Source organism: Nocardia amamiensis, assembly GCF_015477605.1.
Classification (GTDB): Bacteria; Actinomycetota; Actinomycetes; order Mycobacteriales; family Mycobacteriaceae; genus Nocardia; species Nocardia amamiensis_A.
In genome coordinates this window covers 1-15,997 of the sequence record NZ_JADLQX010000058.1, presented here as the reverse complement: position 1 = coordinate 15,997, position 15,997 = coordinate 1, and the positions used below count along the sequence as shown (strand labels likewise).

The following is a 15,997-nucleotide window of genomic DNA, read 5'->3' as shown; positions in this document are numbered from 1 at the left end:
GGACCGCCGCGCTGGAAGCGGTGGCCCGCCATGCCAATTCGACCGGCGCGGGTGGGCACACCCCGTCCGACTTCGCGTTGGTGCGCAGCACTCAGCGGGACATCGACCGCTGGGAGCGGCGCTTCGGCGCGCTGGCCGACGTCTGGCCGCTCTCGGCGCTGCAAGCCGGTCTGTTGTTCCACGCCCGCCTTGCGGCGAGCTCGGTGGACGTCTACACCGCGCAGGCGGTGCTGACCCTCACCGGACGGGTGGACGCCGCCCGGTTGCGTTCGGCGGCACAGGCTTTGGTGGACCGCTACGAGAACCTGCGGACCGCGTTCGTCACCGACCGCGACGGCAACCCGGTGCAGATCGTGCTGGAAGGCGTCCGGGTGGCGTGGGCCGAGCACGACCGGACCGAATCCGGCTCGGCGACCGATCTGATCGAAGCCGACCGTATGCGGCGGTTCGACCTGACCGCTCCGCCGCTGATCCGCTTCACGCTGATCCAGGTCGCGGCCGACCGCTGGCAGTTCGTGGTGTCCAACCACCACATCCTGCTCGACGGCTGGTCCATGCCGCTGCTCATGCGCGACCTGCTGGTCCTCTACGCCGCGCACGCGGACAGCTCCGCGCTGCCCGCTGCCCGGTCCTACCGCCACTTCCTGGAATGGACTCGGCAGCAGGATCACGCGGCGTCGCTGGCCGCGTGGGCGGACGCGCTGCGCGGTGTGGGCGAGCCGACCCTGCTGGCCCGCCCGGACGCCGGTCGCGAGATCACCTCGCTGTCCGGTGAGTACTTCTTCGACCTGGACGAGGCGGCCACCGCGCGGCTGACCGCGCTGGCCGCATCGCTGGGCGTCACGCCGAACACCGTCCTGCAGACCGCGTGGGGCATCGTGATCGGCCGGATGACCAGCCGCGACGACGTGCTGTTCGGCACCACCGTCTCCGGTCGTCCCGCGCAGCTGTCCGGCGTGGAATCGATGGTCGGCCTGTTCATCAACACCGTTCCGGTGCGGGTGCGGTTCGATCCGTCGGAGTCGGTGCGGAACCTGCTGACCCGGACCCAGGGCGAGCAGGCCGACCTGCTCGATCACCACTATGTCGGGCTGGCCGATATCCAGTCCGCCGCGGGCGTGGGCGGACTGTTCGACACGCTGGTGGTGTTCGAGTCCTACCCGGTGGACGCGGCGGGTCTGCAAGCCCAAGCCGCGGACATCGACGGCATGGCGGTGGTCGGCCTGGACGCGGCCGACGCCACGCACTACCCGCTGACCTTGATCGCGCAGCTGGATTCGCGGCTGCGGGTGCGCGCGGGCTACCTGCGTGACCTGTTCGACGAGCAGACCGTGCGCCGCATCGCCGACCGCCTGACCCGGGTGCTCACCGCGATCAGCACCGAGCCCGATGTCTCCGTGGGCGACATCGAACTGCTCGACGCCGCCGAGCGCGACCTGGTGGTGTCGAGCTGGAACGACACCGCGCACCCGGTGGACTCGGTCGCGACGCTGGTCTCGATGTTCTACGACCAGGTCGAACGCACTCCCGACGCGACCGCGATCACGTTCGAGGGGACAAGTCTGTCCTACGCCGAGTTCTCCTGGCGGGTGAACCAGCTGGCGCGCTGGCTGATCGCCCGCGGAGTCGGCGCGGAATCGTATGTGGCGCTGGGCATGCGGCGCTCGATCGATTTGGTCGTCGGCATGTACGCCGTCGCCGTGGCCGGTGGCGCCTACGTGCCGCTGGACCCGGACCACCCGGCCGAGCGCACGGAATACATTCTCGGCACGGCCGATCCGGTGTGCGTGCTGACCTCCGGCAGCGATCTGGACATCGACACCGCGCAGGTGCGCATCGACCTGCTCGACCTGAAGGGGCTGTCGGAGGCGCCGGTCACCGACGCCGACCGTCGTGCGCCGCTGCGTGGGTCGAACACCGCCTACGTGATCTTCACCTCCGGTTCGACCGGCCGCCCGAAGGGTGTGGCGGTCTCGCACGCCGCGATCGTCAACCGGCTGGTCTGGATGCAGACCGCCTACCAGCTGCGCGCGGACGACGTGGTGCTGCAGAAGACGCCCGCGACGTTCGACGTGTCGGTGTGGGAGTTCTTCTGGCCGTTGCAGATCGGCGCTCAGCTGGTGGTCGCGAAGCCGGACGGGCATCGCGATCCGGCCTACCTCGCCGAGGTGATCAGCGCGGAGCGGGTGAGCGTCACCCACTTCGTGCCGTCCATGCTCGCGGTGTTCGTGGCGGATGCCGCGGCCGCGCGGTGCGGTTCGCTTCGGTTGGTGTTCGCCTCCGGTGAGGCGTTGCCGCCCAAGCCCGCGCACCGGTTGCGTGAGCTGACCGGCGCCGCGCTGCACAACCTGTACGGTCCGACCGAGGCCGCGGTCGACGTCACCTTCCACGAGGTCGTGGACGCCGACACCGAGACGGTGCCGATCGGCGCGCCGGTGTTCAACACCCAGGTGTACGTGCTGGACGCGCGTCTGCGTCCGGTTCCGGTGGGTGTCGCGGGTGAGCTGTATCTCGCGGGTGCCCAGCTCGCGCGCGGTTACGTCGCGCGTCCGGACCTGACCGGCGACCGGTTCGTCGCCAACCCGTACGGGGAGCCGGGTGCGCGGATGTACCGCACTGGCGACCTGGTGGCCTGGACCGAGCACGGTGAGCTGGAATACCTGGGCCGCACCGACTTCCAGGTGAAGCTGCGCGGTCTGCGCATCGAGCTCGGCGAGATCGAGTCGGCGCTGACCGGACTGGACGAGGTCGCCCAAGCGGTCGTGGTGGTGCGCTCCGACGCGCACGCGGGCGATCAGCTCGTCGCCTACGTCATCCCCGCGCGGGACGCGCAGAGCACAGCGGCGGACGCCCAGCTGGACACCGACCTGGTCCGGGAAGATCTCGCGCGGCAGCTGCCCGCGTACATGGTGCCGTCGGTGGTGATCGTGCTGGCGGAGTTCCCGCTGAATGCCTCCGGCAAGCTGGACCGCAAGGCGCTGCCCGCGCCGGTGTTCGAGGCCGCGGTGTTCCGCGCCCCGACCACGCCGGTCGAGGAGATCGTCGCCGCCACCTTCGCCGACGTGCTCGGCCTGGAGCGGGTCGGGCTGGACGACGACTTCTTCGCCCTCGGCGGCAACTCGCTGTCGGCCACACAGGTCGCCGCGAGGCTGTCCGCGGCGCTGGACACCGACCTCGGCGTCCGGGAACTGTTCGAGGCATCCACGGTGGTCGCGCTCGCGGCCCGCGCGGAGACCAAGGCGGGCGCGGGCGCACGGGCGACGCTGGCGCCACAGCAGCGGCCCGAGCTGGTCCCGCTGTCGCTGGCCCAGCAGCGCATGTGGTTCCTCAACCGCTTCGACCCCGACTCGGCGGTGGACAACATCCCGGCCGCGGTGCGGCTTTCCGGTCTGCTCGACCGGCAGGCGTTGCAGATCGCGGTCGCCGACGTGCTGGCCCGCCACGAGTCGCTGCGCACGTTCTACCCCGAGGTGGACGGCGCCGCGCATCAGCAGACCGTGCCCACCGCCAAGGTCATCCCGGATCTGACGCCGATCGATGTCACCGAAGCCGAACTGCCGCAAGCGCTGTCGCGTCTGGTCGGCACGGCGTTCGACGTGACCGCCGAGGTGCCGTTCCGCGCCAGGCTGTTCGAGATCAGCCCGACCGAACACGTGCTGGCCCTGGTGGTGCACCACATCTCGGCCGACGGCTTCTCCATGGGGCCGCTCACCCGCGACGTGATGACCGCCTACGGCGCCCGGGTCGACGGCGGCGAACCCGCCTGGCGTCCGCTGGAGGTGCAGTACGCGGACTTCGCGCTGTGGCAGCGTCAGGTGCTCGGCGCCGAGGACGACCCGAGTTCGGTGATCGCCGAGCAGATCTCGTTCTGGTCGGACACCCTGCGCGGACTGCCCGAGCAGCTGGATCTGCCCGCCGACCGGCCGCGCCCAGCGGTCGCCTCCGGCCGCGGCGCCACGCACACCTTCGAGATCGACGCCGAAACCCACGGCAGACTCACCGAACTCGCCCGTACCAAGGGCGCGACGCTGTTCATGGTCGCGCACACCGCGCTCGCGGTTCTGCTGTCGCGGTTGTCCGGCGAGGACGACATCGCCATCGGAACCCCGGTCGCCGGGCGCGGTGAGCGCGCGCTCGACGACCTGATCGGCATGTTCGTCAACACCCTGGTGCTGCGGACCCCGGTCGAGCCCGATGCGACGTTCACCGAGCTGCTGCGCGCGGTGCGCGCCACCGACATCGCGGCCTTCGGGCACGCGGACCTGCCGTTCGAGCGGCTGGTGGAGATCCTGAACCCGGCGCGCTCGCAGGCGCGGCATCCGCTGTTCCAGGTGATGCTGTCGTTCCAGAACACCGGCCAGACCACCCTGGAGCTGCCCGGTCTGACCGTGAGCGGTGTCGATCTGCCGATCGATGTCGCCAAGTTCGACCTGCAACTGGTGCTCTCCGAGCGCGCGGCCGCGCCCGCCGGAACGACCAACGGCACCGGTCCGGCCCCGGCGGGTATCACCGCCGAGCTGATCTACGCGACCGACCTGTTCGACCCGGCCACCATGGCGGAGTTCGGGCGGCGCTTCGGCCGGTTGCTGAAAGCGATCGCCGCCGAACCGGACCTGCCGATCGGCGATATCGCGCTGCTGGACCAGCAGGAGACCGCGCAGGCGCTGCGCGGCTGGAACGACACCGCACGCGACCTCGGCCCGGCCAGCACGCTGGTCGAGGAGTTCGCCGCCCAGGCAGCGGCCACACCGGACGCGATCGCCGTTGTCGATCCGGCCACCGGAACGTCTCTCGCCCACCCGTCGCCCGACCACCACCCCTCATCGAGTCGCTCCGCGACGCTGACGTATGCCGATTTCGCCTCCCGCGTGCGGCAGCTGGCGCGTCGTCTCATCGAGGCGGGTGTCGGCCCGGAGGCGCTGGTCGCGCTGGGCATGCGCCGGTCGGTGGATCTGGTCGTCGCGGCCTACGCGGTGCACGCGGCCGGTGGCGGTTACGTGCCGCTGGATCTGGACCAGCCCGCCGAGCGCGTGCGCTACGTGCTGGATTCGGCCGCCCCGGTCTGTGTGCTCACCACCGCGCGGGACGCGTTCGACGGCGCGGGCCGCGCCACGCTGCGCGTCGACGAGCTGGAGCTGTCCGGATACTCCGACGCGCCGATCACCGACGCCGAGCGCATCGCGCCGCTGCGTCCGCAGCACCCGGCGTACGTGATCTTCACTTCCGGCTCCACCGGCCGCCCGAAGGGCGTCGCGGTGCCGCACGCCGCGGTGGTCAACCAGATCCGCTGGATCACCGGCGAATACGGCATCGGCGCGGACGACGTCGTGCTGTTCAAGACCCCCGCGACCTTCGACGTCTCGGTCTGGGAGCTGTTCGGTCCGCTGAGTACCGGCGGCCGCATCGTGGTGGCGAGCCCGGACGGGCACCGCGACCCGCAGTACCTGGCCGAGGTGATCGCGGCCGAGCGGGTCACCATGACCTCGTTCGTGCCGTCCATGCTGACCGTCTTCGCCGGCGGCATCGACCCGGCCGACGCGGACGCGCTCGCCTCGCTGCGGACCCTGTTCGTCGCCGGTGAGGCCTTCACAGCCGACGCGGTCATGGCTATCCGGCGGGTGAGCGGCGCCGCGCTGTACAACCTGTACGGCCCCACCGAGTTCACCGTGCACGCCACGCACGGCCCGGTCGCCGAACAGGTGGACGGCGCCGTGCCGATCGGCCTGCCGGTGTGGAACGCGCAGGCGTACGTGCTGGACGCGCGGCTGCATCCGGTGCCGCCGAACGTCGCGGGCGAGCTGTACCTCGCAGGCGACCAGCTGGCCCGCGGCTACGTCGGCCGCGCCGATCTGACCGCGGATCGCTTCGTGGCCAACCCGTTCGGCGCGCCGGGCGCACGCATGTACCGCACCGGTGACCTGGTCACCCGGGACGCCACCGGCGCCATCGAGTACCTGGGCCGCACCGACTTCCAGGTGAAGCTGCGCGGTCTGCGCATCGAGCTCGGCGAGATCGAAACCGCGCTCACCGCAGATGAATCCGTTGCGCAGTCGGTCGCGCTGGTGCGCTCTGACGCCCGCACCGGCGATCAGCTGGTCGGCTACGTGGTGCCCGCGAACGGCGCGACGGTGGACGTCGAGCAGCTGCGTGCGCGCCTGTCCGCGCAGCTGCCGTCCTACATGGTGCCCGCCGCGATCGTCGTGCTCGACGCCATGCCGCTGAACCCCAACGGCAAGCTGGACCGGCGTGCGCTGCCCGAACCGGTCTTCGAGGCACGGGAATTCCGCGCGCCGTCCACCCCGGTCGAGGAGATCGTGGCCGACACCTTCGCCGCGGTGCTCGGACTGGCCGCGGCCGAACGCGCCGTCGGCTTGGACGACGACTTCTTCGATCTGGGCGGCAACTCGCTGATCGCCACCCAGGTGGTCGCCAGGCTCGGCGCGGCGCTGGACACCAGGATCCCGGTGCGCGTGCTGTTCGAGGCGCCCACCGTGGCCGCGCTGGCCGCGCGGGTGGAGGCGCACCAGGGCAGTGGACGCCGCCGCGAGCTCGTCGCGGGTCCGCGTCCGTCCCGGATTCCGCTGTCGCTGGCGCAGCAGCGGATGTGGTTCCTCAACCGGTTCGACAACCAGACCGCGGTGAACAACATCCCGCTCGCGGTCCGGCTCACCGGAACCCTGGACACCGATGCCCTGCGTCAGGCTGTCGCCGACGTGGTCGACCGGCACGAGGTGCTGCGCACCGTCTACCCGGAGACCGCCGACGGTCAAGGCGTGCAGGTGGTGCTGCCCGCCGGGCAGAGCACGCTCGATCTCACCGCGATCGAGGTCTCCGAGGACGAGATCCAGGAGCGGATCAGCGAACTGGTGCTGACCGGCTTCGACGTCACCACCGAGGTGCCGGTGCGGGCGCGACTGTTCCGCATCGCGGGCTCGCTGGACGGCTCCCAGCCCGACACGCACGTGCTGGTGTTCGTGGTGCACCACATCTCCGGCGACGGTTGGTCGGTGCGGCCGCTGGCCCGCGATGTGATGGTGGCCTACTCGGCGCGTTCGCGCGGCGAGGCGCCCAGCTGGGCTCCGCTGCCGGTGCAGTACGCCGACTACGCGCTGTGGCAGCGTGAGACGCTCGGCTCGGAGAGTGACGCCGGCTCGCTGATCGCCCAGCAGGTCGCGTTCTGGTCGCAGAATCTGGCCGGTCTGCCCGAGCAGCTGGATCTGCCGTCGGACCGCTCGCGTCCGGCTGTGGCGTCCAACCGTGGTGGCGTGTACGAGTTCTCGCTCGACGCGCAGCTGTTGCGCGAACTGAACGCGCTGGCCCGCGCGAACGGCGCCAGCCTGTTCATGGTGGTGCACGCGACGTTCGCCGCCCTGCTGTCGCGTTTGTCCGGCAGCGACGACATCGCCATCGGCACCGCGGTCGCAGGCCGCGGTGAGGCGGTGCTCGACGACGCCATCGGCATGTTCGTCAACACGCTGGTGCTGCGCAGCGCGGTCGACCCGGCCATACCGTTCACCGAATTGCTGGCCCGCACCAAGGACACCGATCTCGCGGCGTTCGCGCACGCGGACCTGCCGTTCGAGCGGTTGGTGGAGATCCTGAACCCGGCGCGGTCGCAGGCGCGGCATCCGCTGTTCCAGGTGATGCTGTCGTTCCAGAACACCGGCGAGGCCGCGTTCGAGCTGCCCGGGCTCGACGTGGCCGGTGTGCCGCTGGACGTGGTGACCGCCAAGTTCGATCTGCATCTCAACCTCGCGGACCGGTTCGCCGCTGATGGCGCAGCTGACGGCATGACCGCCGAATTCGCTTACGCGAGCGATATGTTCGACGTCGACACGATCGCGGGCATCGCGCAGCGCTTCGTGCGCATGCTGACCGCGGTCGCCGCGGATTCGTCCGTGGTCGTCGGCGATGTCGAGCTGCTCGACAGCGTCGAGCGCGCCGACGTCGTCGAGCGGTGGAACGCCACCGCGTACGCGGTCGACCCGGCCGCCACGCTGGTTTCGATGTTCGCCGCGCAGGTCGGACGGACCCCGGACGCGCCCGCGGTGACGTTCGAGGGGACAACTCTGTCCTACGCCGAGTTCGCCCACCGGGTGAACCGCCTGGCCCGCCACCTGGTCTCGCTGGGCGTCGGACCGGACGCGATGGTCGCGCTCGGCATGCGCCGCTCGATCGATCTGGTGGTCGGCATGTACGCGGTGAACGTCGCCGGTGGCGCGTATGTGCCGCTGGATCCGGATCATCCGGCCGACCGCACCCGGTACGTCTTGGAGACCGCGCAACCGGTCTGTGTGCTGACCACCTCGCGCGACGAGTTCGACGCCGGGGCGACGCGGGCGATCGAGATCGACCTGATTTCGCTGACGGACTACTCGGACGCGCCGGTCACTGACGCGGACCGCGGCGCGCCGCTGCGTCCGTCGAACACCGCGTACGTGATCTTCACCTCCGGTTCGACCGGCCGCCCGAAGGGTGTGGCAGTCTCGCACGCCGCGATCGTCAACCGCCTGGTGTGGATGCAGGACGAGTACGGCCTGGACGGCACCGACGTGGTGTTGCAGAAGACCCCGGCGACGTTCGACGTGTCGGTGTGGGAGTTCTTCTGGCCGTTGCAGGTCGGCGCGCGACTGGTCGTCGCCAAGCCCGACGGTCATCGCGATCCGGCGTACCTGGCGCAGGTCATCACGGACGAGCGCGTCACCACGGCGCACTTCGTGCCGTCGATGCTCTCGGTGTTCGTGGCCGAAGAGCGTGCCGAGGAATGCACGAGCCTGCGCAACGTCTTCGCCTCGGGTGAGGCGTTGCCCGCGGTGACCGCGCAGAAGTTGCGTGAGTTGACCGGTGCGCGGTTGCACAATCTGTACGGTCCGACCGAGGCCGCGGTCGATGTCACCTTCCATGAGGTGACCGAGGACGACACCGTCTCGGTGCCGATCGGCGCTCCGGTGTTCAACACGCAGGTGTACGTGCTGGATTCGCGGCTGCATCCGGTGCCGGTCGGGGTCGCGGGTGAGTTGTATCTCGCGGGTGTGCAGTTGGCTCGGGGTTATGTGGCGCGTCCTGATCTGACCGCGGATCGTTTCGTGGCCGATCCGTTCGGTGCGCCGGGTGAGCGGATGTACCGCACCGGTGACCTGGTGACGTGGACGGCCAAGGGCGAGTTGGAGTACCTGGGCCGCACCGACTTCCAGGTGAAGCTGCGCGGTCTGCGCATCGAGCTCGGTGAGATCGAGTCGGCGCTCACGGCGCTGGATTCGATCGCGCAGGCGGTGGTCGTGGTGCGCTCGGACGAGCGGCTCGGCGACCAGCTGGTGGCCTACGTCATCGCGACCGCGGGCCGTTCGGTGGACATCGACGCCGTGCGCGCGGAACTGGGCGGCGAGCTGCCCGCCTACATGGTGCCCTCGGCGTTCGTGGTGCTGGAGGCGTTCCCGCTGAACGCCTCCGGCAAGCTGGACCGTAAGGCGCTGCCCGCGCCGGTGTTCGAGGCCAAGGTGTTCCGCGCGCCGTCCACTCCGATCGAGGAGATCGTCGCGGGGACCTTCGGCGACGTGCTCGGCGTGGCCCGGGTCGGCCTGGACGACGACTTCTTCGAGCTCGGCGGCAACTCGCTGCTGGCCACCCAGGTGACCGCGCGGCTGGGCGCCGCGCTGGACACCCGCCTGGCGGTGCGTGACCTCTTCGAGGCGTCGACGGTGGTAGCGCTGGCCGCTCGGGTCGAGCGCAACGCCGGGTCCGGCCGCAATCGGCCGAGCTTGGCGGCGGCGGAGCGCCCGGCGCGTATCCCGCTCTCGCCCGCGCAGCAGCGGTACTGGTTCCTCAACCAGTTCGATACGGCCACTTCGGCGGTGGACAACATCCCGCTGGCCGTCCGTTTGTCCGGCACGCTCGACGTGACCGCGCTGGAGCAGGCGATCAGCGACGTGTTCGCCCGCCACGAGGTGCTGCGTACCACCTATCCGCGTTCGGCGGACGGGCCGCATCAGGTGATCCATCCCGCGGCGCGGTCCGTGGTGGCGCTCACCCCGGTCGAGGTCGCCGAGGAGGATCTGCTCGGCACCGTTATCGCCTTCGCGCTGACCACCTTCGACGTCACCGTCGAGGTGCCGTTGGCGGTCGCGCTGTTCCGTATCATCCCGGGTGGGAGTAGGGCGGGATCGGATACAGCCGAGCATGTGCTGGCGTTCACGGTGCACCACGTCGCCGCCGACGGTTCGTCGATGGGTCCGCTGGCGCGGGACGTGATGGCCGCGTACGTGGCCCGGGTGCAGGGCGAGGCGCCGCAGTGGCAGCCGCTGCCGGTGCAGTACGCCGACTACGCGCTGTGGCAGCGCGCCGTGCTCGGGTCCGAGGACGACCCGGAATCGCTGGCCGCGCAGCAGGTGGCCTATTGGAAGACGGCGCTGGCCGATCTGCCGGATCAGCTGGAGCTGCCGGCCGACCGGCCGCGGCCGCCCGCGCAGTCGTTCCAGGGCAAGGCGATCCGCTTCGAGATCGACCCGCAGCGGCACGCCCGCTTGCACGAACTGGCGCGCGCGCACAACGCGTCGCTGTTCATGGTGGTGCACGCGACGCTTGCGGTCCTGTTGTCCCGGCTGTCGGGCACCGATGACATCGCGGTCGGCACGCCGATCGCGGGTCGCGGCGAACGTGAACTCGACAACCTGATCGGCATGTTCGTCAACACCTTGGTGTTCCGAACCGAAGTGCACGCTGGTGACTCATTCGCCGATCTGCTCGGTGACGTCAAGGAACGCGATCTGGAGGCGTTCGCGAACGCCGATGTGCCGTTCGAGCGCCTGGTCGAGGTGCTCAACCCGGTGCGCTCGACCGCCCGCAACCCGCTGTTCCAGGTGGGTCTGTCGTTCCAGAACCTGGCCGAGACCACCTTCGAGCTGCCCGGGCTCACGGTCAGCCCGGTGAGCTTCGACTCGCAGCTGGCCAAGACCGATCTGCACGTCACGCTGTACGACCGGTACGCCGAGGACGGCACTCCGGCGGAGATCATCACCGAATTCGGCTATGCCATCGACCTGTTCGACGAGGACACGGTGCAGGGCTTCGCCGACCGGTTCCTGCGGGTGCTCGACGCCGTGCTGGCCGACGCCACGGTGCGGGTGGGCGAAATCAACCTGCTGGCGCCGCAGGAGAGCGAGCGCATCCTCACCACGTGGAACGAGACCGAGCATCCGGTCGACACGACCGCGACGCTGGTGTCGTTGCTGGATGCCACGGTGGCCGCGTCGCCGGAGGCGGTGGCGCTGGTCGCCGACGAGCCGACCGGTCAGCGCGAGCTTACCTACGCCGCGCTGGACGCACGGGTGAACCGCCTGGCGCGGTACCTGATCGGCCGCGGCGTCGGCCCGGAGGACCGGGTCGCGCTGGCGATCCGCCGCAGCATCGATCTCGTGGTCGCCATGTACGCGGTCGCGAAATCCGGTGCGGCGTATGTGCCGATCGATCCCGATCAGTCCGCCGAGCGGACCGACTACATCCTCGCCACCGCCGCACCGGTGTGCGTGCTGACCACCGGACGCGACGGCTTCCGCACGTCCGCGGCCGACATCGTGCAGATCGACGCCCTCGATCTCGCCGACTACGCCGCCACCGCGGTGACCGCGGCCGAGCAGCGTGGCGCGCTGACTCCGGCGAACACCGCCTACGTGATCTTCACGTCCGGTTCGACCGGTCAGCCGAAGGGCGTGGCGGTGCCGCACGCGGCGATCGTCAACCAGTTGCAGTGGAAGACGAGCGTTTTCGGGCTCGGCGCGGACGACGCGGTGCTGTTGAAGACCGCGGCGACGTTCGACCTCTCGGTGTGGGAGTTCTGGTCGGCCGCGGTATCCGGTGGCCGCCTGGTGATCTCGTCCGCCGACGGGCACCGCGACCCGGCGTACCTGAACGAGCTGATGCGCGCCACCGGCGTCACCACCCTGCATGTGGTGCCGTCCATGCTGGACTCGCTGCTCACCGAGTCCGGTGGCCGCCTGGCCGCCTCGCTGCGGCGGGTGCTGGCCATCGGTGAGGCGCTGCCCGCCGCGACCGCGCAGCGGTTGCGCCGCGACAACGCCGCCGAGCTGCACAACCTCTACGGTCCGACCGAGGCGGCGGTGTCGATCACCAGCCACCTGGTCACCGACGCTGACCAGGCGGCGGTGTCGATCGGCGCGCCTGAGTGGAACAGCCGGGTCTACGTCCTCGACTCCCGCTTGCGGCCGGTGCCGGTCGGCGTCTCGGGTGAGCTGTACCTGGCGGGCGCGCAGCTGGCGCGCGGCTACTTCGGTCGTCCCGAGCTGACCGCCGACCGGTTCGTCGCCGATCCGTTCGGCGCGCCCGGCGCGCGGATGTACCGCACCGGCGACCTGGTGGCGTGGAACGCAGGCGGCGAGCTGGATTACCGGGGCCGCACCGACTTCCAGGTGAAGATCCGCGGATTCCGCATCGAGCTCGGCGAGATCGAGGCCGCACTGCTGCGGCAGGCCACGGTGAGCGCGGCCGCCGTCGTCGCGCACCACGATCCGAGCATCGGCGACCGACTCGTCGCCTACGTGGTGACCCGCACCGCGGACGCGCTCGACAAGCGCGCGCTGCAATCGGCGCTGTCGGCCGAGCTGCCGTCGTACATGGTGCCGTCGGTGCTGATCGAGCTGGAGGCGTTGCCGCTCAACGCGAACGGCAAGCTGGACCGCAAGGCGCTGCCGCTGCCCACCTTCGAGAAGGCGGTGTTCCGCGCGCCGGTCACCCCGATCGAGCAGATCGTGGCGAACACCTTCGCCGAGGTGCTGCGCATCTCGGATCGCGAAGGGGCCGAGTCGAAGCGCCTTGGCCTGGACGACGACTTCTTCGCCTGGGGCGGCAACTCGCTGCTGGCCACGCAGGTCGCCGCCCGTCTCGGTGAGGCGCTGGACACCCGGGTGCCGGTGCGCCTGCTGTTCGAGGCCTCCACCGTCGCCGCGCTGGCGGTGCGGGTGGAGCAGCATGCCGACCTGGGCGGTCGCCGAGCGCTGACCGCGGGACCGCGTCCGGAGCAGATTCCGCTGTCGCTGGCGCAGCAGCGCATGTGGTTCCTCAACCGGTTCGACACCCAGTCGGCGGCTTACAACGTGCCGATCGCGGTGCGGTTGTCCGGCGCGCTGGACGTGGCCGCGCTGCGTTCCGCCATCGCCGACCTGGTGAGCAGGCACGAGATCCTGCGCACCGTCTACCCGCAGACCGAGGACGGTCCGGTGCAGGTCATCCTGCCGCCCGCGCAAGCGGTGCCGCGGCTGGAGGTGCGGGTGGTCGCGCCCGAGGCGATCGAATCCGCGGTGGTGGCGTTGACCTCGACGATCTTCGACGTCACCACCGAGGTGCCGGTGCGGGTCGCGTTGTTCCAGATCGCCGACGGCGCGCAGACCGCGTCGGACGGCTCGGTGGACTATGTGCTGGCCATGGTCGTGCACCACATTTCCGGTGACGGCTCCTCGGTCGGCCCGCTGACCAGGGACCTGATGATCGCCTACGCCGCGCGGTCGGCGGGCGAGGCGCCGAACTGGGCGCCGCTCGCGGTGCAGTATGCGGATTACAGCATCTGGCAGCGTGAACTGCTCGGCAGCGAGGACGATCCGGAGTCGTTGGCGGCCAAGCAGGTCGCCTACTGGAAGCAGGCGTTGGCCGACCTGCCCGACCAGCTGGATCTGCCGTCGGATCGGCCGCGTCCTGCGGTGCAGTCCTTCGCCGGTGGCAAGGTCGAGCTGCGGGTGGATGCCCAGACTCATCAGGCGTTGATCGAGTTGGCGCGTGCGGAGGGCGCGACGCTGTTCATGGTCGTGCATACCGCGCTGGCTGTGCTGTTGTCGCGGTTGTCCGGCACTGACGACATCGCGATCGGTACGCCGATGGCAGGCCGCGGTGAAGCCGTCCTGGACGATCTGATCGGTATGTTCGTCAACACCCTGGTCTTCCGCACCCGGGTGGAAGCGAACGAGGCGTTCACCGATCTGCTTGCTCGTCAGCGTGAGACGGATATTCAGGCGTTCGCCAACGCGGATGTGCCGTTCGAGCGTTTGGTCGAGGTGCTCAACCCGGTTCGTTCGACCGCGCGGCATCCGTTGTTCCAGGTCGGGTTGTCGTTCCAGAACCTGGCTCAAGCCGCGCTGGAGCTGCCGGGTCTGAGCGTGTCGGGGCTGGATATCGATACCGAGCTGTCGCAGTTCGATCTGCACCTGATCGCGACCGACCGCTACGACGACGCGGGCGAGCCCGAGGGCATCACCGGGTTCTTCACCTACGCGACCGATCTGTTCGATCGCGAGACGGTGCAGGGCTTCGTGGATCGGTTCGCGCGTCTGCTCGGTGAGATCATCGCCGCGCCGCGTACTCCGGTGGGTGACCTCGAACTGCTGGACGCCGCCGAACGCACCGCGCTGATCTCCGGACGCAATGCGACCGAGCAGGCCGTGGACACCTCCGCCACGCTGGTGTCGTTGCTGGACGCGAGCGTCGCGGCCGGGCCGAAGGAAGTCGCGCTCGTCACCGACGAGGGCGAGTCGATCACCTACGGCGCGCTCGACGCACGAGTGAATCGTCTTGCCCGGCATCTCGTTTCGATGGGTGTCGGACCGGAGTCGCGGGTCGCGCTCGCGTTCCGCCGATCGGTCGATCTGATCGTCGCCATGTACGCCGTGGCGAAGTCCGGTGGCGCATATGTGCCGGTTGATCCGGATCAGGCTGCCGAGCGCACCGGCTACATCCTCGAGACAGCGGCACCGGTCTGTGTGCTGTCGAATGGCGACGCGGAGTTCGTGACGGATGTCGCGCCGGTGGTGCGGATCGATGAGCTCGTTCTCGATGGTGTGGACGCGTCGCCGGTCACCGATGCTGATCGTGTCGCGCCGTTGCGGCCGGACAACACCGCGTACGTCATCTTCACCTCCGGTTCCACCGGTCGCCCGAAGGGTGTCGCGGTTCCGCATGGTGCTATCGCGAACCAGTTGCAATGGAAGAGCACCGAATTCGGTCTCGACGCCGCGGACGCGATCCTCCTGAAGACGGCCGCGACGTTCGACCTGTCGGTGTGGGAGTTCTGGTCCGCCGCCGTGTGTGGTGGCCGGCTGGTCATCGCCGCGCCCGACGGGCACCGCGATCCCGCCTACCTCAACGAGCTGATGGCCCGGGAGTGGGTCACCACCCTGCATGTGGTGCCCTCGATGCTGGACGCTTTGTTGACGGCGGGTATGCCGAATTCGTTGTGGCGGGTGTTGGCGATCGGTGAAGCCCTGCCAGGTGCGGTCGCACAGCGGTTGCTGCGGGAGCATCCGCGCACCGAGTTGTTCAACCTCTACGGTCCGACCGAGGCGGCGGTGTCTATCACCAGCCACCGCGTCACCCTCGCCGACGAGACTTCTGTCTCGATCGGTGCGCCGGAGTGGAACAGCCAGGTGTATGTGCTGGACTCGCGGCTGCGGCCGGTGCCGGACGGTGTGTCGGGTGAGCTGTACCTCGCAGGTGCGCAGCTGGCCCGCGGCTACTTCGGTCGCGCGGATCTGACCGCGGATCGATTCGTCGCCAACCCGTTCCAGCCTGGTACACGCATGTATCGCACCGGTGACCTGGTCGCCTGGGCCAGCGCCGATGAGCTCGAGTACCGCGGTCGTACCGACTTCCAGGTGAAGATCCGTGGTTTCCGCATCGAGCTGGGTGAGATCGAGGCCGCGCTGCTGGCGTTGCCCGAAATCGCGCAGACCGCGGTGATCGCGAAGTCCGATCCGAAGACCGGTGATCGCTTGGTCGCCTACTTGGTGGCGGCCGACGGCGATGTGGACGTGGCGGCGGTGAAGTCCGCGCTGTCGGCTGGTCTGCCGTCGTACATGGTGCCCTCGGCGTTCATGGTCCTCGACGCTTTGCCGCTGAACGTCAACGGCAAACTGGATCGTAAGGCGTTGCCGGAACCGGAGTTCGAGGTCCAAGCCTTCCGTGCCCCGTCGACCCCGATCGAGGAAATCGTGGCCGCGGT

General features: G+C 69.8%; 1 protein-coding gene. It reads left to right on the top strand.

The window, feature by feature from the left end:
• Positions 1-15,997: non-ribosomal peptide synthase/polyketide synthase (locus tag IU459_RS35465; protein WP_195133976.1), on the top strand; the 15,997-nt coding region annotated here is incomplete at both ends.